Source organism: Streptomyces silvisoli, from assembly GCF_029269905.1.
Lineage (GTDB): Bacteria > Actinomycetota > Actinomycetes > Streptomycetales > Streptomycetaceae > Streptantibioticus_A > Streptantibioticus_A silvisoli_A.
Genome location: NZ_JARJBC010000021.1, coordinates 75,052 through 94,356, shown reverse-complemented (window position 1 = coordinate 94,356; position 19,305 = coordinate 75,052). Strand labels below are relative to the sequence as shown.

Here is a 19,305-nt window from a genome sequence, read left to right as displayed (position 1 = left end):
CACCATGCGCGCCCAGTTCGTCCTGTCGGAGATCGGCGTCGGTCTCCGGCGCAACCTCACCATGACATTCGCGGTGATCGTCTCCGTCGCCCTCTCCCTCGCCCTGGCGGGAGGCTCCTGGCTCGCCCGCGAGCAGGTGAGCCACATGAAGGGCTACTGGTACGACAAGGTCCAGGTGTCGATCTTCCTGTGCAACAAGACCGACGGAACGGACACCGCCAACTGCTCGAAGGGCGCGGTCACTCCGGAGCAGATGGCCCAGATCAAGTCCGACCTGAGCAAGTTGCCGGTGGTCGACAAGATCTACACGGAGTCGCCGCAGGAGGCGTACCAGCACTACAAGCAGCAGTTCGCCGGACAGGCGGGCATCGACCTGCTGACGCCGGACCAGATGCAGTGGTCGTTCCGGGTCAAGCTCAAGGACCCGCAGCAGTACAACGTGATCTCCAGCGCCTTCGACGGCCGCCCCGGCGTCCAATCGGTGCAGGATCAAAGGAAGTTGCTGGACAACCTGTTCGGCCTGCTCAACGGCATGACGTATGTCGCCCTGGCGGTACTGGCGTTCATGCTCACCGTCGCCATGCTGCTGATCGTCAACACGGTGCGCGTCTCGGCGTTCAGCCGCCGCCGGGAGACCGGCATCATGCGGCTGGTCGGCGCGTCCAGCTTCTACATCCAGATGCCGTTCATCATGGAGGCGGCGCTGGCCGGGCTGATCGGCGGCGGCCTCGCCTGCGGAATGCTGCTGGCCGGGCGGTACTTCCTGATCGACGGCGGGCTGAAGCTCCAGTCCAAGATCCAGCTGATCCAGTTCCTGGGCTGGGGCGACGTCATCAGGGTGCTGCCGTTGGTGCTGGTGGTCGGCGTGCTGATGCCCTCCCTTGCGGCTTTCTTCACGCTACGCAAGTACCTGAAGGTGTGACAGGTATGTACGGGCCGCCCACCAGCCGGGCTTCCGTACGCCCCGGTGTTCTCCATGCCGGGGCGTACAGCCCTGCCCTACACTCCCGACCATGTCCGGCCCCACGATGTTCGTGAGGCCCCAGCGGATCCGCCGCGGGGCGACCCTGACGCTTGTCTTCGGTGCGGTGCTGGCGACCGGCGCGGCCACCGGAGCCTTCAGCCAGCCCGAAGCGAATCCGATACCGCGGCACACCGCACCCGTCCGGGCGGCCACCGCCCAGTTGGGCACCACCGACATCGCGCGGGCCATCGACGACGGCAAGGTCGGCCCGCGGGCCGCCGCCGAACTCGTCAGCCGCAGCGGCGACCGCTGGTCGTCGTTCTACACCGCGCAGGAGTACGAGGGCTTCCAGCAGGAGTTGGACGGCCGGTACGTGGGCGTAGGGCTGTGGGTGCGGCGTGACACCGACGGCCGCATAGCGGTCTCCCGTGTCCAGTCCGCCAGCCCGGCGGAGCGCGCCGGGCTGCGCGTCGGCGACTGGCTGCGCACCATCGACGGCCGGGGGGTGACCGGCGGCGCGGTGACCGACGTGGTGGCCCGGCTGCGCGGCGTCGACCCCGCCGACCCGGACGACGCGCCCGCCCCGCGCCCCGGCAGCGAGGTCCGGCTGGGCCTTGACCGGGACGGAGACGACTGGACGGTCACCGTGCGCCGCGCGGAGCTGACCACCGAGCCGGTGACCGTGACCCAACCCTGGGCCGGTGTCACCGAGATCGGCATCGACTCCTTCGTGCACGGTGTCGCCGACCAGGTGCGCGCCGCCCTCGCGCACGGCGACCACCACCAGGGCGTCCTGCTGGACCTGCGCGGCAACTCCGGCGGCTTGGTCACCGAGGCGGTCGACGTGGCCTCCGCCTTCCTCGACGGGGGCCTGGTGGCCACCTACGACGTGCACGGCGAGCAGCACTCGCTGTACGCCAGCGGTTCCGGCGACACCACGACGCCGCTGGTCGTCCTGGTCGACGGCGGCACGATGAGCGCCGCGGAGCTGCTCACCGGCGCGCTGCAGGACCGCGGGCGGGCGGTGGTGGTCGGCTGCCGCACCTTCGGCAAGGGGTCGGTGCAGATGCCCAGCACGCTGCCGGACGGCTCGGTGGCCGAACTGACCGTCGGCCGCTACCGCACACCGACCGGACGCGCGGTCGACGGGCAGGGCATCACCCCCGATCTGACCGTCCGCGGTCGGCAGAGCGCCCAGACCGAGGCGAGGACGGTATTCAGTGGCCTCGGGGCCCGGTCGTAGTGGGAGAATGACCTGGCTATGGCTAAAGAGACGGGTCGCAAGCTGATCGCGCAGAACAAGAAGGCGCGGCACGACTACCACATCCTGGACACCTACGAGGCGGGCCTGGTGCTGACCGGCACCGAGGTCAAGTCGCTGCGCCAGGGGCGGGCCTCACTGGTGGACGGCTTCGCACAGCTCGACGGTGGCGAGGCGTGGCTGCACAACGTGCACATCCCCGAGTACAGCCAGGGGACGTGGACGAACCACTCCGCGCGCCGCAAGCGCAAGCTGCTGCTGCACCGGGCGGAGATCGACAAGCTGGTCGGCAAGACCCAGGAGACGGGCCACACGCTGGTCCCGTTGCAGCTGTACTTCAAGGACGGCCGGGCCAAGGTCGAGATCGCGCTCGCCAAGGGCAAGAAGGACTACGACAAGCGGCAGACGCTGCGCGAGAAGCAGGACCGGCGCGAGGCGGAGCGGGCGATCTCGGCGGCCCGCCGCCGCCAGCGGCACTGAGCCGGGCCCGGGCCGGAATAGGCTGGCACCGGCATCCGTTGATCCAGTATGATGGCGCCAGCTCATTGAGAAGTGAACATGGGGATGATCGGTTTCGACTGCGGTTGTTGAGGCAGGGGAAGCGAGCCGAGGAACGCGGTAATGATCTCGTAAACCATCTACCGCAAAAAAATAATCGCCAACACCAAGCGCGATTCCTTCGCCCTCGCTGCCTGATCTAACAGACAGCGACTTTGCGAAGTGTCAGCCCGGGGCTGTTCCCGACCCGGATCCTGGCATCAGCTAGGGAACTCAACCACTGGGCCCGGCCACGGGGCCTAGTGGGAAAGCAAACAGTGGCTGGGCCCGTCGGCAGCTTGTCTGCGTGACTGCCGGGGCCGAGAAAAGCACAGCAGACTGCGCTCGGAGAAGCCCTGGTTCTGCACCGTAGGACGCGGGTTCGATTCCCGCCATCTCCACTTGAGCGAGGGCGAAGTGTGTTCGCGGAAAGCGCGAACCGCTTCGCCCTCGTTGCTTTTGCGCGGCTTCGCCGCGCGTGGCGCGGGCTTTGCCACCCGCACCCCCCTTGCGGGCTCACCGGCCGAGTAGCGCTGTCCGCTGCCGGGGTTACCGCCCCCTTTTCGGTGGCCCCCTTGGACGGACACCCAGAACGGCTCACCCGTGAGAAAACGCCCGTACTCATATACGGTGACAGGCTGCTCCTCAAGGAGTGGGCTCCCGCGGAGTGACACCACTCCCGCACGGAGTGTGAAGGAAGCAAGGCAAGAAGGGGGTCCGTGCGTGAGCGCGCAGGACGCGCAGGACGTGGCCGAGGACGCGGGCCACATCGCGCAGGAGGCGGCCGGGCTCGCGGTCGTCGACCGCGAGCTGGCGGCTGAGCAGCGCCATCTCGACCGCGTCTACCGCCGCCTGGAAGAGAAGATCCACGAGGCGGAGTTCCTGGTCGACGACGCGGAGAAGCGCGGCCAGGTCGGTACCCCGGGCGCGCTGGCCGAACGCGACGCGCAGGTGTTCCAGGCGGGGATGCACCTCAACCGGCTCAACTCCGAGTTCGAGGACTTCCTCTTCGGCCGCATCGACCTGCTGCGCGGCAGGGACGGCAGGCGCGGCCCGGACGGCGCGTTCACCGCGACCGAGGTCGCCGAGGACGCGGTCCGCCCGGACAACACCGCCGACATCGCGGAGACCCTGCACATCGGCCGTATAGGGGTGCTCGACGCCGACTACTCGCCGCTGGTCATCGACTGGCGGGCGCCCGCCGCCGCGCCGTTCTACCGCTCCACCCCGAAGGACCCCGGCCGGGTGGTGCGCCGCCGGGTGATCCGCAGCAAGGGCCGCCGGGTGCTCGGCGTCGAGGACGACCTGATGCGCCCGGAGCTGGCCCCCACGCTGGCGGGCGAGGAACTGGCCATCGTCGGCGACGGCGCGCTGATGGCCTCCCTCGGCCGGGCCCGCAGCCACACGATGCGCGACATCGTGGCGAGCATCCAGGCCGAGCAGGACATGGTGATCCGCGCGCCCGCCCCGGGCGTCACCGAGGTCACCGGCGGTCCCGGTACCGGCAAGACCGCGGTGGCGCTGCACCGGGCCGCGTACCTGCTCTACCAGGACCGGCGCCGGTACTCCGGCGGCATCCTGGTGGTCAGCCCGACACCGCTGCTGGTCTCGTACACCGAGGGCGTGCTGCCCTCGCTCGGCGAGGAGGGCCAGGTCGCGATCCGCGCGGTCGGCTCGCTGGTCGAGGGCGCCGAGGCGACCACCTACGACAGCCCGGCGGTGGCCCGGATCAAGGGCTCGTCCCGCATGCTCCCGGTGCTGCGCAAGGCCGCCAGGGGTGCGCTGGACCTCGGCGGTGCGGCGCCCACCTCGCTGCGGGTGGTGGCGTTCGGCCGCAGGCTGGAGCTGGACGAGCGGGAGCTGGCCGACATCCGCCGCAGCGTACTCGCCGGTACCGCGCCGCTGAACCTGATGCGTCCGCGCGCCCGCCGGCTGTTGCTGGACGCGCTGTGGGCGAAGTCCGGGCGCGGCACGCATCTGGCGGACCCTGAGCTGATCGCCGAGGCCCGCGAGGGGTTCGACGAGGACGTGGCGACCGAGGACGACTTCCTCGGGTTCCTCGAAGCCTGGTGGCCGGTGCTCACCCCGCGCCGGGTGCTGGCGGTCATGGCCGACGAGAAGCGGCTTGGCCGGTGGGCGCGCCGCACGCTGAACCCGCGTGAGGTCCGCCAGCTGGCCCGCTCGCTGGCCCGTCTGGACGAGCGGGGCCACGGGCCGCTGAGCGTGCACGACGTGGCGCTGCTGGACGAACTGCGGGTGCTGCTGGGCGCCGCGCCGCGCCCGGTCAGGCCGCGCGAGGTGGACCCGCTGGACGAGCTGACGGGTCTGGACGAGGTGACCACCTACGCCGACCGCGCCTACGCCGCCCGCCGCACCCGTGCCGAGCGGCTGGAGCAGGAGCGCACCGAGTACGCGCACGTCATCGTGGACGAGGCGCAGGACCTGACGCCGATGCAGTGGCGGATGGTCGCCCGCCGGGGCACCAGCGCCACCTGGACCGTGGTCGGCGACCCGGCGCAGAGCTCGTGGAGCGACCCGGACGAGGCGGCGCGCGCCCGTGACGAGGCGCTGGGCGCCCGGGTCCGCCGCCGCTTCACGCTGACTGTCAACTACCGCAACCCGGCGGAGATCGCGGAGCTGGCGGCGAAGGTGCTGCGGTTGGCGATGCCGGGCATGGAGTCGCCCACCGCGGTGCGCTCGACCGGGGTGGTGCCGCGATTCGCCCTCGCCGAGGGGGAGTTGGGGCAGGCCGTACGGGCCGAGGCTCGGCGGCTGCTGGCCGAGGTCGAGGGCACGGTCGGTGTGGTGGTGGCGATGGGCCGCCGGGCGCAGGCGCGGCAGTGGCTGGCCGGGCTCGGGGACCGCGTGGTGCCGCTGGGCAGTCTGGAGGCCAAGGGCCTGGAGTACGACGCCACGGTGGTGGTCTCGCCCGCCGAGATCGCCGACGAGTCCCCGGCCGGGCTGCGGGTGCTGTACGTGGCGCTGACCCGGGCGACCCAGCAGCTCACCGTGATCGCCGGGGAGCGGGACCAGCCCGACGAGGCCGGTGTGCCCGATCTGCTGCGGGACTGAGCACGGTACGGCGAAGGGCGCCCCTCGATCGAGGGGCGCCCTTCGCGTCAAGCCTGTGACACCGACCCGCCATGCTCGCCTCGCGGCAAGAGGTCGCTCGTAGCGACAATGGTTGGGCCCGGGGGCTTGGATCGAGCCGGTGCCGTAACCAGACTAACAAACGTTGCGGGTTGGCCATTCCTGTTGCGGGAATTGGCCGTCGGAGGCGGCCCGGACGGCGTACGGCGGCCTCTGGCCGCCCGCTGGTGTCTCGCATAGCGGAATTACGTTTCCGTGATGTGGGGCTGGTTACCGCCTACCCGTCAGTAGGTGCGACCATCGAGTGTCGCGTGCCCGACCCATGGACACGACACGGAAAATGCGGAGGAAAGTCGGCATGGCAACGGCGCCGAGCGTCTCTTACTCGATCACGGTCCGCCTGGAGGTCCCCGCGAGCGGGACCGCGGTCAGTCAGCTCACCACCGCGGTGGAGTCGTCCGGCGGGTCCGTCACCGGTCTCGACGTCACCGCGTCCGGACACGAGAAACTCCGTATCGACGTGACCATCGCGGCCACCTCGACCGCGCACGCCGACCAGATAGTCGACAAGCTGCGCGGCATCGAGGGGCTGGCCATCGGCAAGGTCTCCGACCGTACCTTCCTGATGCACCTCGGCGGCAAGATCGAGATGGCGTCCAAGCACCCCATCCGCAACCGTGACGACCTGTCGATGGTCTACACCCCGGGCGTCGCCCGGGTCTGCATGGCGATCGCCAACAACCCTGACGACGCACGCCGGTTGACCATCAAGCGCAACAGCGTCGCGGTCGTCACCGACGGCTCCGCGGTGCTCGGCCTGGGCAACATCGGCCCCAAGGCCGCGCTGCCGGTGATGGAGGGCAAGGCGGCCCTCTTCAAGCGCTTCGCGGGCATCGACGCCTGGCCGATCTGCCTGGACACCCAGGACACCGACGCCATCGTGGAGATCGTCAAGGCCATCGCCCCCGGCTTCGCGGGCATCAACCTGGAGGACATCTCCGCTCCCCGCTGCTTCGAGATCGAGGCACGGCTGCGTGAGGCGCTGGACATCCCGGTCTTCCACGACGACCAGCACGGAACCGCGATCGTCGTGCTCGCCGCGCTGACCAACGCGCTGCGGGTGGTCGGCAAGAAGATCGAGGACATACGCGTCGTCATGTCCGGTGCGGGCGCGGCCGGCACCGCGATCCTCAAGCTGCTGCTCGCGGCGGGCGTCAAGCACGCCGTCGTGGCCGACATCCACGGCGTGGTGCACAGCGGCCGCAGCGACCTGGTGGACGCCGACCCCGAGTCGCCGCTGCGCTGGATCGCCGACAACACCAACCCGGAGAACGTCACCGGCACGCTCAGGGAGGCGGTGCGCGGCGCCGACGTGTTCATCGGCGTCTCCGCCCCCAACGTGCTGGACGGCGCGGACGTGGCCGCCATGGCCGACGGCGCGATCGTCTTCGCCCTGGCCAACCCCGACCCCGAGGTCGACCCGGCGGTGGCCCGGGAGACCGCCGCGGTGGTCGCCACCGGCCGCAGTGACTTCCCGAACCAGATCAACAACGTGCTGGTCTTCCCGGGCGTCTTCCGCGGCCTGCTGGACGCCCAGTCGCGTACTGTGAACACCGAGATGATGCTGGCCGCCGCCCGGGCCCTGGCGGAGGTCGTCGGCGACGACCAGATCAACGCCAACTACATCATTCCGAGCGTCTTCAACGACAAGGTGGCCAGCGCCGTCGCGGAGGCGGTCCGCGAGGCCGCCAAGGCGCAGGGTGTGGCCGCCCCGCACTCGATGCCGAACGACGTCCGGTAGGCGAGCCCGCGCGTCGCTGCCGGTCGCGGCTGTGCAGCCCCTAAAGTTGCCGCAGCCGCGGCCGGAGAATCCCTGCGCTGCGCTGTCAGTAGCGGACGGAGCGTCACCAAGCCGCCACGGTGGCGCTTTTCGTGTGACTCTCGCGGGCGCCGGATTGGCTTTCCCGCCGCAGGTACGGGCAGGATGCGTACCCGGGCGAGAGGTTCTTGCGGCAGCCCCGGACCATTGGTGTCCGAGTGGCTTGGCAGCATCGGCTTCAAACTCACGCCTTAATGGCAAGAAAAACACGGGAGTACGAATTATGAACCGCAGTGAGCTGGTGGCCGCAGTGGCTGACCGCGCCGAGGTGACCCGCAAGGATGCCGACGCCGTGCTGGCCGCTTTCGCCGAGACCGTCGGCGAGGTCGTCGCCAAGGGCGACGAGAAGGTCACCATCCCTGGCTTCCTGACCTTCGAGCGCACCCACCGTGCCGCTCGCACCGCGCGCAACCCGCAGACCGGCGACCCCATCGAGATCCCGGCCGGGTACACCGTCAAGGTCGCCGCGGGCTCCAAGCTCAAGGAAGCCGCGAAGGGCAAGTAACACTCGCCCTCTACCTTGACGGGCCAAGCCCGTCCCCCAGGGCGGCCACCTCCGGGTGGCCGCCCTTACGCATGGGTGAGTGACTCGTTGTCTCCCGCGGCGAGCCCAGACTCCGGGGGAGCCCCAGCCCCCCGGGGTGCCCCGAGGGACTGCGGGCGCTTCCCGGGCCGCCCTGCGGGGGAAGGCGCCCCGCCTGCGGGCGCGGCCCGCCGCGGGGCGGCGCAGGTCAGACCGTGACGGCCGTCGGGAGTTCGACGTGCGCGCCCAGGGCGCGGAGCTTGTCCATGAAGTTCTCGTAGCCGCGGTTGATCAGGTCGATGCCGTGCACCCGCGACGTCCCCTCCGCCGCGAGCGCGGCGATGAGGTAGGAGAAGCCGCCCCGCAGGTCAGGAATGACCAGATCCGCACCCTGCAGCTTCGTCGGCCCGGACACCACCGCGGAGTGCAGGAAGTTGCGCTGCCCGAAGCGGCACGGCGTACCGCCCAGGCACTCCCGGTACAGCTGGATGTGCGCGCCCATCTGGTTCAGCGCCGAGGTGAAACCGAGGCGCGACTCGTACACCGTCTCGTGCACGATCGACAGCCCCGACGCCTGCGTCAGCGCCACCACCAGCGGCTGCTGCCAGTCGGTCTGGAAACCGGGGTGCACGTCCGTCTCCAGCGCGATGGCGTTCAGCGCGCCGCCGGGGTGCCAGAACCGGATGCCCTCGTCGTCGATCTCGAACGCGCCGCCGACCTTGCGGTAGACGTTGAGGAACGTCATCATCTCGCGCTGGCTGGCGCCGCGTACGTACACGTCGCCCTTGGTCGCCAGCGCCGCGCTGGCCCAGGACGCCGACTCCAGGCGGTCGGGCAGCGCCCGGTGGTTGTAGCCGCCGAGCGTGTCCACACCGGTGATCCGGATCGTCCGGTCGGTGTCCATGGAGATGATCGCGCCCATCTTCTGCAGTACGCAGATCAGGTCCTCGATCTCCGGCTCCACGGCCGCGTTCGACAGCTCGGTCACGCCCTCCGCGAGGACGGCCGTCAGCAGCACCTGCTCGGTCGCGCCGACCGACGGGTACGGCAGCTGGATCCTGGTGCCGCGCAGTCGGTGCGGCGCCTCCAGGTACAGGCCCTCGGGCCGCTTGTCGATGGTCGCGCCGAACTGCCGCAGCACCTCGAAGTGGAAGTCGATCGGCCGTCCGCCGATGTCGCAGCCGCCCAGACCCGGGATGAAGGCGTGGCCCAGGCGGTGCAGCAGCGGCCCGCAGAACAGGATCGGGATGCGCGAGGAGCCCGCGTGCGCGTCGATGTCCGCGACGTTCGCGCTCTCCACGTGCGAGGGGTCGAGCACCAGCTCACCCGGCCCCTCGCCGGGGCCGACGGTGACGCCGTGCAGCTGCAGCAGCCCGCGCACCACCCTTACGTCTCGAATGTCCGGAACATTGCGCAGGCGGCTCGGCCCACTGCCGAGCAGGGCGGCCACCATGGCCTTGGGTACGAGGTTCTTCGCACCGCGCACACGGATCTCGCCCTCAAGCGGGGTGCCGCCGTGGACAAGCAGGATGTCGTCGGTCATGGGGCTCGCGTTCCTGGAGACGTGGCAGGACGGGGGAGAGGCGATACGCCTGACGTCCGCACGGGGTCCGTACGTACGTCGGTCCGCGCCCTACACGCAGCAACTCCCGACCGGTAGTCGGGGCGCGGCACCGGAAGAAATGGTAATGCGCTCAGCGACCGCCCCCGTCAAGCCGGTGCACGGCTCGGCCCCCTTGTCACGGAGGTGCAGCACATTGCTCACCACGTTGTCACGCACCGCCGGGAGCACGAACCGGAATCGGCCACCCGGGCGCACCGCGACACCCGGCGGCGGGTACGCGGAGGTTTCCGGCGCCGAGTGATACCGGTGAGAACTGCCCACACCGGGCCCGGATGCGGGATCATGTTGGTCATGACGGAGGTGTCCTCGCTCACCGGTCGGCTCCTCGTGGCGACCCCGGCCCTGGCGGACCCGAACTTCGACCGGGCGGTGGTTCTCCTCCTCGACCACGACGAGGAGGGGACGCTCGGCGTCGTCCTCAACCGGCCGACCCCGGTGGGCGTCGGTGATGTGCTGGAGGCGTGGGCGCAGCTGGCGGGCGTCCCGCAGGTGGTGTTCCAGGGCGGCCCCGTCTCGCTGGACTCGGCGCTCGGCCTGGCGGTGGTGCCCGGCGAGGCGCGGGAGGACGGAGAGGGCGAGCCGCTGGGCTGGCGGCGGGTGCACGGCGCGATCGGCCTGGTCGACCTGGAGGCGCCGCCGGAGCTGCTCGCCGCCGAGCTGGGCTCGTTGCGGATCTTCGCCGGGTACTCCGGCTGGGGGCCCGGCCAGCTGGAGGACGAGCTGGTGGAGGGCGCGTGGTACGTGGTCGAGTCCGAGCCGGGAGACGTCTCCTCGCCCGACCCCGAGCGGTTGTGGCGCTCCGTGCTGCGCCGTCAACGCAACGAGTTGGCGATGGTGGCCACCTACCCGGACGATCCGTCGCTCAATTAGGCCGGTCGGCGGGTCGGTCAATTAGGCTAGTTCGACATGAGCACTCTTGAGCCCGAGCGCGGGGCGGGTACCGGAACCCTTGTCGAGCCGACGCCCCAGGTGTCGCACGGCGATGGCGACCACGAGCGCTTCGCCCACTACGTACAGAAGGACAAGATCATGGAGAGCGCGCTCTCCGGATCGCCGGTGGTCGCGCTCTGCGGCAAGGTCTGGGTTCCCGGACGCGACCCCAAGAAGTACCCGGTCTGCCCGATGTGCAAGGAGATCTTCGAGTCGATGGAGATCGGCGGCGGAGACAAGGACAAGGGCGGCAAGTAGCGGCCCCTACGGCCCCCAACTGACGCAGACGGCCGCCGTCCCGCCCGCCGGGCCGGCGGTCGCGTCCTGACCCGGCACCTGGCCTAGTCGACCGCCGCGTCCCGGAGCATGGACTGCGCGTAGCGCGCGGCCTCGGACAGCGCGCGGCACAACTCGCAGTGCAGCACGGGCGCCTGCTCGCCGGTGAGCCCGGTCATGGTGAGCCGTACTCCCGTGGCGAAGCAGCGGAAGCAGGTGTCGTTGCGGAGGCGGAAGAGGTCGATGCGGCGATCTTTTCGCATCGCACCGCCGCCGCGTGCCGCGTACCGCCCGCGCGGGTGACGCACGGGTGAACCACTGGACTTCGCGGCCAGGAGATGAGATGTCCCGTCGCCGACTTCAGCTCACCGCGGCGGTCGTCCAGACTGGTCGGTCATGGATCTCATCCCGGCACCCACCCGACTGCTCGCGGCGCCCGACGACACTCCCTTCACGCTGGACGACTCCACGCTGATCGACGCCGCCCCCGGCACCGAGGGCACGGCGCGCTGGCTGCGGGCCACGTTGGGCGCGGCGGCCGGGCTGACCCTGGCGCCCGGTACGGACGGGCCCGCCATCCGGCTGCGCACCGACGGCGCGCTGGCCGCCGAGGGGTACCGTCTGGCGGTGCGAGCCGACGGGATCGGCATCACCGGCGGCGGGCCCGCCGGGGTCTTCTGGGGCGCCCAGACGCTGCGCCAGCTCCTCGGGCCGCGCGCCTTCCGCCGGGCACCGCTCGACGGCACGGCGCCGCGGGTGCCGTGCGTCAGCGTCGAGGACGCGCCGCGCTTCGGCTGGCGCGGCTTCCTGCTCGACGTCGCACGGCACTTCATGCCCAAGGACGTGGTGCTGCGCTACGTCGACCTGCTCGCGGCGCACAAACTCAACGTGCTCCACCTGCACTTGACAGACGACCAGGGCTGGCGGATCGAGATCAGGCGCCGTCCACGGCTGACCGAGGTCGGCGCGTGGCGCACCCGGACCAAGGTGGGTCTGCGGGAGTCGGCGCTGTGGGACGAGCGGCCGCACGGCGGCTACTACACACAGGACGACATCCGGGAGATCGTCGCGTACGCGGCCGAGCGGCACATCACCGTCGTCCCCGAGATCGACGTCCCGGGGCACTCGCAGGCCGCCATCGCCGCCTACCCGGAGCTGGGCAACCAGGACGTCGTCGACACCGCCGCCCTTCCCGTGCTGACCAGTTGGGGCGTCAACCCCAACGTACTGGCCCCCACTGACAGCACGCTGCGGTTCTACGAGGACGTGCTGACGGAGGTGCTGGAGCTGTTCCCCTCCACGTTCGTGCACATCGGCGGGGACGAGTGCCCCAAGGACCAGTGGCGGCGGTCGAAGGCAGCGCAAGCGCGGATCGAGGAACTGGGCCTGGCCGACGAGGACGAGTTGCAGAGCTGGTTCATCCGGCACTTCGACCGCTGGCTGGCGGACCGCGGCCGCCGCCTCATCGGCTGGGACGAGATCCTCGAAGGCGGCGGCCGGGCCAAAGGGCGTGCCGCCGCCGAGAACGACGAGGAACGCCGGGAGGGGGCGCAAGCGCCCGCAGGGCAGGTGACGGAGCACGGACTCTCTCCGGGCGCGGCCGTCTCCTCCTGGCGCGGCTACGCGGGCGGGATCGCCGCCGCCCAGGCCGGACATGACGTCGTGATGTGCCCCGAGCAGCAGGTCTACCTGGACCACCGGCAGCACGGCGGCGACGACGAACCGGTGCCCATCGGATACGTGCGAACCCTGGAGGACGTCTACCGGTTCGAGCCGGTACCGCCGCAACTCGACGGCGAGCAGGCCCGGCACGTCATCGGCACCCAGGCGAACCTGTGGACGGAGACCCTCGACTCGGTGCGCGCCGTGGACTACCTGGCCTTCCCGCGGCTTGCCGCCTTCGCCGAGGTGGCCTGGTCCCGGCTGCCCGCCCCCGGGCTGCGCGACTACGAGGACTTCACGGCCCGAATGGCGGCACACTACCGGCGACTTGACGCACTCGGCGTCGAATACCGGCCGCCCGCCGGGCCGCACCCCTGGCAGCGGCGCCCCGGCGTCATCGGACGCCCGATCGAAGGGGCGCCCCCAATCGTGTGAGCCGGGGCGCATCATCTCGCCGTCGCACGGGCGGTACTGGCACGGTGGGGCGGCAGGCGAAACCGCACAACGCGCCCGAAGCGCGCCAAAGCCCAAGTAAGGGAGAGGTGATGGTCATCGGGACCATCGGTCCTCACACGGACAGAACCACCCTTCATGGACCCTCGGGTTGATCGGCCCGGAACATGTGCCAGAGTTGCCGTGACCGGGCTGTCAGCACGTACCGTACGGCGACGGGCCGGTATGGGCCGCGACAGGGCCGGATGGGCTGTGGGCGCCGTGGAAGGGACAGCTCCGTGAGCACGTACGCACGGCAGACGGGACGCACGGTGACGCTGCCCGCCTCGCTCGACGAGGCGGTGGCGGCGCTCGCCGCGCTGCCCACGGCCGTGCCGGTGGCCGGTGGCACCGATCTGATGGTCGCCGTCAACTCCGGTCTGCTGCGCCCCGCGGGACTCGTCGGACTGGGCCGGATCAGCGAGATCCGCGGCTGGCAGTACGCCGACGGGCACGCCCTGCTCGGCGCCGGACTCACCCATGCCCGCATGGGACGGCCCGACTTCGCCGCGCTCATCCCCGCCCTCGCCGCCGCGGCGCGCGCCGCCGGTCCGCCGCAGATCCGCAACGCCGGGACGCTGGGCGGCAACATCGCCACCGCAGCGCCGACCGGTGACGCGCTGCCGGTGCTCGCCGCGCTGGAGGCCAGCGTCGTCCTGGCCGGTCCGAGCGGCACCCGGGAGGTCCCGGTAAGCCACCTGCTGACCGGAATGGATCCGCTGCGCCCCGGTGAACTCCTGGCGTTCGTAAGGGCTCCGCTGCTGCATGCCCCGCAGGTCTTCCTGAAGGCGACCGCGCGCACCGGCCCCGGCCGGGCCATGGCGTCGGTCGCCTTGGTGCTCGACCCGGCGCGCCGCGGGGTGCGGTGCGCGGTCGGCGCGGTGGCGCCGATGCCGCTGCGCCCGTTGGAGGCCGAGCGGTGGGTGGCCTCGCTGATCGACTGGGACGGCGCACGCACCCTGGACCCGCGGGTGTGCACCGCGTTCGGCGATTATGTGGCCATGGCCTGCATCCCGGACCCGGCGGGCGACCCGGCGGATCCGGCGGGCCAGGACGCGGGCGCGCTGCCGCCCGCGGTCGCGCATCTGCGGCGTACGGTGGCCGCACTGGCCCGCCGGGCACTGGGGAGGGCACTTTCGTGAGCGATGACGGGACGACGGGTGCGGGCATGAACGGACAGCCCGAGCACGGCTTCGCGCCGGGGGACGGCGTGTGGCAGCCGCTGGCGCCCGGCGGTGAGTACGACGCCGACGCGACCATGCACGTCTCGTTCGCCGAGCGGTTCCACGACCTGGCGGCCACGCCGTCCGGTACGGATCCGCTGGCCGCCCCCGGCCACGGCTACGTTCCGCCGCAGGACGCGGCCGGTTGGGGCGCGCCCACGGCGCCCACCGACGTCACCGGCCCCACCGGGTCCGGCGAGTGGCCGATGCCGTTCGCGCCGGACGCCGGACAGGGCGCCGCCGACCCGGTCGCCACCCAGCAGTGGACGATCCCGTTCGCGGACGACCCCGGTGACGAGTCCGGCGAGTACTCGGTCGGGCAGATGGTGGCCACCCCGCGCGAGCCCGCACACGTCGCGCTCGACGAGTGGCCCGAGCAGACCACCCCGGAGGAGGCGGCAACCGGCCCGGCCCCGGCGGCAGTTGAGGCTCCGGCCGAGCCGTACACCGCGCCGGAGGCCGAGCCGCACACCGCGCCGGAGGCCGAGCCGCACACCGCGCCGGAGGCCGAGCCGCACACCGCGCCGGAGGCCGAGGCCGCGCCGCCCGCCGCCGAGGCCGACCCGCACAGCGAACACCCCGTCACCTCCTACGTGCTGCGGGTCAACGGCGCCGACCGGCCGGTCACCGACGCCTGGCTCGGCGAGTCCCTGCTGTACGTGCTGCGCGAACGGCTCGGCCTCGCCGGCGCCAAGGACGGCTGCGAGCAGGGTGAGTGCGGCGCCTGCTCGGTACAGGTCGACGGACGGCTGGTCGCCTCCTGTCTGATGCCCGCGGCCACCGCCGCCGGCTGCGATGTGCGCACCGTCGAGGGTCTGGCCCGGGACGGCCGGCTCTCCGACGTACAGCAGGCGTTGGCCGACTGCGGCGCGGTGCAGTGCGGCTTCTGCGTTCCCGGGCTCGCGATGACCCTGCACGACCTGCTCGCGGGAAACCACCGGCCGACCGAACTGGAGACCCGGCAGGCGCTCAGCGGCAACCTGTGCCGCTGCTCGGGCTACCAGGGCGTGCTCGACGCCGTGCGGCAGGTGGTCGCCGCCCGCGCCGCGGCGGACGAGGACGAGGAGAACCCGGCCCCGGCGCCGGAGAACGTGACTCCGCTGATCCCGCACCAGGCCTCTGGCGCGGCGGACGACGGAGGACTGGTATGACGCCCGCCAGCGGCAGCGGCGAGATCGGAGACAAGTCATGACAGCGGCGCGTGGCGCCTCCGTTGAGGGTGGTGGTGGGCGACGGGAGGAAATGAGCGGCGTGCGTGGCACCTCCGCCGGGGACGCGGCGACCGGACCCGGCGCGGCGACCGCGCTGCCCACCGTGGCCGTTCCCTCCATCACCGTGGAGAGCCAGCACGGCCTCGGCGCCTCCCTGCTGCCGGCCGACGCGGCGGCGAAGACCCAGGGCGTCTTCCCGTACGCCGCCGACCTGTGGGCCGAGGGCCTGCTGTGGGCCGCGGTACTGCGCTCCCCGCACCCGCACGCCCGCATCGTCTCGATCGACACCACGCACGCCGCCGAGATGCCCGGCGTCCGCGCGGTCATCACGCACGCGGACGTGCCGGGCGACGCCATGCACGGCCGCCGGGTCGCCGACCGCCCGGTCTTCGCGCACGACATCGTCCGCCACCACGGCGAGCCGATCGCCGCGGTGGCCGCCGACCACCCCGACACCGCGCGGCTGGCCGCCGCCGCGATCACCGTCGAGTACGAGGTGCTGGAACCGGTCACCGACCCCGAGAAGGCGTTCGCGGCACCGCCGTTGCACCCGGACGGCAACCTGATCCGGCACATCCCGCTGCGCTTCGGCGACCCCGCGGCGGCCGGCGAGGTGGTGGTCGAGGGCGTCTACCGGGTCGGCCGCCAGGACCCGGCCCCGATCGGCGCCGAGGCCGGACTCGCCGTGCCTCGCCCGGACGGCGGGGTCGAGCTGTACGTGGCCTCCACCGACCCGCACGCCGACCGGGACATGGCCGCCGCCTGCTTCGGACTTGAGACCGACCGGGTCAAGGTGGTGGTCACCGGGGTGCCCGGCGCGATGGCCGACCGGGAGGATCCCGGCTTCCAACTGCCGCTCGGACTGCTGGCGTTGAGGACCGGCCACCCGGTCAAGCTGGTCGCCACCCGGGAGGAGTCCTTCCTCGGGCACGCCCACCGGCATCCGGCGCTGCTGCGCTACCGGCACCACGCCGACGCCGAGGGCAGGCTCGTCAAGGTCGAGGCGCAGTTGCTGCTGGACGCGGGCGCCTACGCGGACGCCTCGTCCGACGCGCTGGCCGCCGCGGTGGCGTTCGCCGCCGGTCCCTATGTCGTCCCGCACGTCTTCGTCGAGGGCTGGGCGGTGCGCACCAACAACCCGCCGTCCGGGCATGTGCGCGGTGAGGGCGCGATGCAGGTGTGCGCCGCGTACGAGGGACAGATGGACAAGCTCGCCGCCAAGCTCGGCCTCGACCCGGCCGAGCTGCGGATGCGCAACGTCATGGCCACCGGCGATCTGCTGCCCACCGGCCAGACCGTGACCTGCCCGGCACCGGTGGCCGAACTGCTCAAGGCGGTACGGGACGCCGAGCTGCCGCCGCTGCCGTCCGCCGACGACGAGGCGGAGTGGCTGCTGCCGGGCGGCCCGGAGGGCGCGGGTGAGCCGGGCGCGGTGCGCCGCGGGGTCGGTTACGCGCTGGGCATGGTGCACATGCTGGGCGCCGAGGGGCACGACGAGGTGTCCACGGCGACGGTGCGGGTGCAGGACGGCGTCGCGACGGTGATCTGCTCGGCGGTGGAGACCGGCCAGGGCTTCGCCACCCTCGCCCGGCAGATCGTGCAGGAGGTCCTCGGGGTGGAGGAGGTGGCGGTGCTGCCCGCCGACACCGACCAGCCGCCCGCCGGACCGTCCGCCCGCGGCCGGCACACCTGGGTGTCCGGCGGCGCGGTGGAGCGCGCCGCGAAGATGGTCCGCACCCAGCTGCTGCAACCGCTGGCCGCCACGTTCGGGATGTCGGTGGAGCTGCTGACCATCGCCGACGGCAAGATCACCTCGTACGACGGGGTGCTCAGCACCACCGTCGCCGAGACACTGCAGGGCAAGGAACTGTGGGCCACCGCACAGTGCCGCCCGCACCCCACGGAGAAGCTGGACGAGACCGGCCAGGGGGACGCCTTCGTCGGACTGGCCTTCGCGGCGATCCGGGCCGTGGTGGACGTCGACATCGAGCTGGGCACTGTCCGGGTGGTGGACATGGCCGTCGCCCAGGACGTGGGCCGGGTGCTCAACCCCCGGCAGGTCGCGGCCCGCATCGAGGCGGGGGTCACACAGGGCGTGGGCATGGCGCTCATGGAGGACCTGCGCACCGCTCAGGGCGCGGTCAGGCGGCCGTCGCTCACCGGCTACGCGCTGCCCACCGCGCTGGACGCGCCGCCGGTGCGGATCGTGAAGCTGGTCGAGGAGCGGGACGTGGTGGCGCCCTTCGGGGCGAAGGCGGTGAGCGCGGTACCCGTGGTGGTCTCGCCCGCGGCGGTCGCGGCGGCGGTACGGGCCGCCACCGGCCGGCCGGTGGGACGGCTGCCGATCCGCCCGCAGACGGCGGCGGCCCGGCAGGCGTGAGAGCGGCCGTCGGACTTCGTCCGGTTTGCCCGCCGGGGCCCCGAAATGCGTCATGGTCGTGATACGGACGGTGACGAGCGGGTGCCCCGCGTGTGAGCCTCCGCATAGGGCGCAGGTCACTTACGAAGGCGTGTAGTGGACGCATAAAGGTGCCGTCAACAGGGCCGCCACGGGCTGTGGCGGCCCTTTTCGCGCCCGCTGGCCGACCCCGTTTCCACTAGTGCGGATAGTAGGTCACATCTTTGCCAGCGGATTTTCCGGTCGCTAAGAATTGCCGAGCCGCAGGGCGCCGTGGGACATGAACGCGGCGCCTATCGCCGAAAAAAGCGAAGGCGTCGCCCGGACTATGTGCCGGACGGGCGACTGCGGCTCAGCGACCTGGAAGAGGAACCAACTCAGCCATGCCCATGCCCGCCTTTCCCGCTCTCAACCGCATGACCCGGACGACCCTGACGCACCTCGACGGCCTGACCCGGAAGCACAAGCTCTCCGCGGCCGGTGTCGCCGTTGCCGGCGCCTCAGTCCTGGCCTTCACGGTCGCTCCGGGATCGGCGCACGCAGCCAACCTCAGCAACCCGGTGATGTCCGCCGCCATGGCGTTCAGCACGTCGGACGCCGGCTCCGCCCCCCAGAGCCAGCAGGCCAGCATCTCGCAGCAGGTCGCCGAGGCCGTCAAGCCGGTCAAGGACCACGCCTCGGCCCAGCACCAGGCCGCGCGGAACAAGGCCGACGAGGCCCGGCGCAACGAGCCGCAGGCCGCGAACCGCTCGGAGTCCCGCCCGGCCGCCCCGGCGCAGGCCGCTCCGGCCCAGCCCGCCCCGGTGTCGTACCCGAACAACCTGGACGGCTGGATCCGGCAGGCGCTGGACATCATGCACAAGAACGGCATCCCGGGTACCTACGACGGCATCAAGCGCAACATCCTGCGCGAGTCCAGCGGTGACCCGAACGCCATCAACAACTGGGACATCAACGCCCGGAACGGCATCCCGTCCAAGGGCCTGCTCCAGGTGATCGACCCGACGTTCAACGCGTACCACGTCGCCGGAACCTCCCACAACATCTGGGACCCGGTCGCCAACATCGTGGCCGCGTGCAATTACGCTGCGAACCGCTACGGCTCGATGGACAACGTGAACTCGGCCTACTGACGGGTCCCATGGCGCCAATAAGCGCGGTGCCGGTAGTGAATTCACTACCGGCACCGCGTTCTCCGCTTTTCGCGGGGATTGCTCCCGCCGCTTCCCCGGCCG

The 19,305-nt window shown here is 71.6% G+C and carries 15 protein-coding genes and 1 other RNA gene; 14 read left to right on the top strand and 2 right to left on the bottom strand.

Annotated elements, in window-relative coordinates:
* The first annotated feature begins 4 nt into the window (after positions 1-4).
* The 7 genes from ftsX (at position 5) to P3G67_RS27785 (ending at position 8,236) form a co-directional block, all read left to right on the top strand.
* Positions 5-922, top strand: coding sequence for a permease-like cell division protein FtsX (ftsX, locus tag P3G67_RS27815; protein ID WP_269857682.1), 918 nt, complete (start codon positions 5-7; stop codon positions 920-922).
* Positions 923-1,013: 91 nt separating this feature from the next.
* On the top strand, positions 1,014-2,207 hold the full coding sequence (locus tag P3G67_RS27810; protein WP_276095937.1) for a S41 family peptidase: 1,194 nt from the start codon (positions 1,014-1,016) through the stop codon (positions 2,205-2,207).
* An 18-nt stretch (positions 2,208-2,225) separates the two neighbouring features.
* The gene (gene smpB / locus P3G67_RS27805) at positions 2,226-2,705 is read left to right on the top strand and encodes an SsrA-binding protein SmpB (RefSeq protein WP_269857684.1); all 480 of its coding nucleotides are present in this window, start codon (positions 2,226-2,228) and stop codon (positions 2,703-2,705) included.
* Positions 2,706-2,785: 80 nt separating this feature from the next.
* Positions 2,786-3,166: a transfer-messenger RNA gene (gene ssrA, locus P3G67_RS27800) on the top strand.
* 343 nt (positions 3,167-3,509) lie between these two features.
* On the top strand, positions 3,510-5,834 hold the full coding sequence (locus P3G67_RS27795) for a HelD family protein (protein ID WP_391858369.1): 2,325 nt from the start codon (positions 3,510-3,512) through the stop codon (positions 5,832-5,834).
* 376 nt (positions 5,835-6,210) lie between these two features.
* Positions 6,211-7,653, top strand: coding sequence for an NAD-dependent malic enzyme (locus P3G67_RS27790; protein WP_269857685.1), 1,443 nt, complete (start codon positions 6,211-6,213; stop codon positions 7,651-7,653).
* Positions 7,654-7,954: 301 nt separating this feature from the next.
* Positions 7,955-8,236, top strand: coding sequence for an HU family DNA-binding protein (locus P3G67_RS27785; protein ID WP_255926739.1), 282 nt, complete (start codon positions 7,955-7,957; stop codon positions 8,234-8,236).
* Between the two features lie 226 nt (positions 8,237-8,462).
* Here the strand turns inward: P3G67_RS27785 and murA are convergent, their stop codons facing one another.
* Entirely contained in the window at positions 8,463-9,797 is a 1,335-nt protein-coding gene (gene murA, locus P3G67_RS27780) for a UDP-N-acetylglucosamine 1-carboxyvinyltransferase (protein ID WP_269857686.1), read from the bottom strand.
* Between the two features lie 372 nt (positions 9,798-10,169).
* Here murA and P3G67_RS27775 point away from each other — a divergent pair, with 372 nt between their 5' ends.
* Positions 10,170-10,748 carry a YqgE/AlgH family protein gene (locus P3G67_RS27775; RefSeq protein WP_391858366.1) on the top strand — a complete coding sequence of 193 codons (579 nt, stop codon included), beginning with the start codon at positions 10,170-10,172 and terminating at the stop codon, positions 10,746-10,748.
* Positions 10,749-10,784: 36 nt separating this feature from the next.
* Positions 10,785-11,066, top strand: coding sequence for a DUF3039 domain-containing protein (locus P3G67_RS27770; protein WP_269857688.1), 282 nt, complete (start codon positions 10,785-10,787; stop codon positions 11,064-11,066).
* A gap of 83 nt (positions 11,067-11,149) precedes the next feature.
* On the opposite strand, the gene P3G67_RS27765 is transcribed toward P3G67_RS27770, so the two are convergent.
* Positions 11,150-11,347 (bottom strand): hypothetical protein, encoded by a 198-nt coding sequence (locus P3G67_RS27765; protein WP_269857689.1) that lies wholly within the window; start codon positions 11,345-11,347, stop codon positions 11,150-11,152.
* A gap of 133 nt (positions 11,348-11,480) precedes the next feature.
* On the opposite strand from P3G67_RS27765, the gene P3G67_RS27760 reads away from it, so the two are divergent.
* The 5 genes from P3G67_RS27760 (at position 11,481) to P3G67_RS27740 (ending at position 19,203) form a co-directional block, all read left to right on the top strand.
* The gene (locus tag P3G67_RS27760) at positions 11,481-13,181 is read left to right on the top strand and encodes a beta-N-acetylhexosaminidase (RefSeq protein WP_276095936.1); all 1,701 of its coding nucleotides are present in this window, start codon (positions 11,481-11,483) and stop codon (positions 13,179-13,181) included.
* Between the two features lie 263 nt (positions 13,182-13,444).
* Complete coding sequence (locus tag P3G67_RS27755; protein ID WP_269857691.1) at positions 13,445-14,380, top strand: FAD binding domain-containing protein; 936 nt, start codon at positions 13,445-13,447, stop codon at positions 14,378-14,380.
* A 26-nt stretch (positions 14,381-14,406) separates the two neighbouring features.
* The gene (locus P3G67_RS27750) at positions 14,407-15,612 is read left to right on the top strand and encodes a (2Fe-2S)-binding protein (protein WP_276095964.1); all 1,206 of its coding nucleotides are present in this window, start codon (positions 14,407-14,409) and stop codon (positions 15,610-15,612) included.
* Positions 15,613-15,775: 163 nt separating this feature from the next.
* Positions 15,776-18,052, top strand: a complete 2,277-nt coding sequence (locus P3G67_RS27745) for a xanthine dehydrogenase family protein molybdopterin-binding subunit (RefSeq protein ID WP_391858368.1) — start codon at positions 15,776-15,778, stop codon at positions 18,050-18,052.
* 434 nt (positions 18,053-18,486) lie between these two features.
* Entirely contained in the window at positions 18,487-19,203 is a 717-nt protein-coding gene (locus P3G67_RS27740) for a transglycosylase SLT domain-containing protein (protein ID WP_269857694.1), read from the top strand.
* The last annotated feature ends 102 nt before the right edge of the window (positions 19,204-19,305 follow it).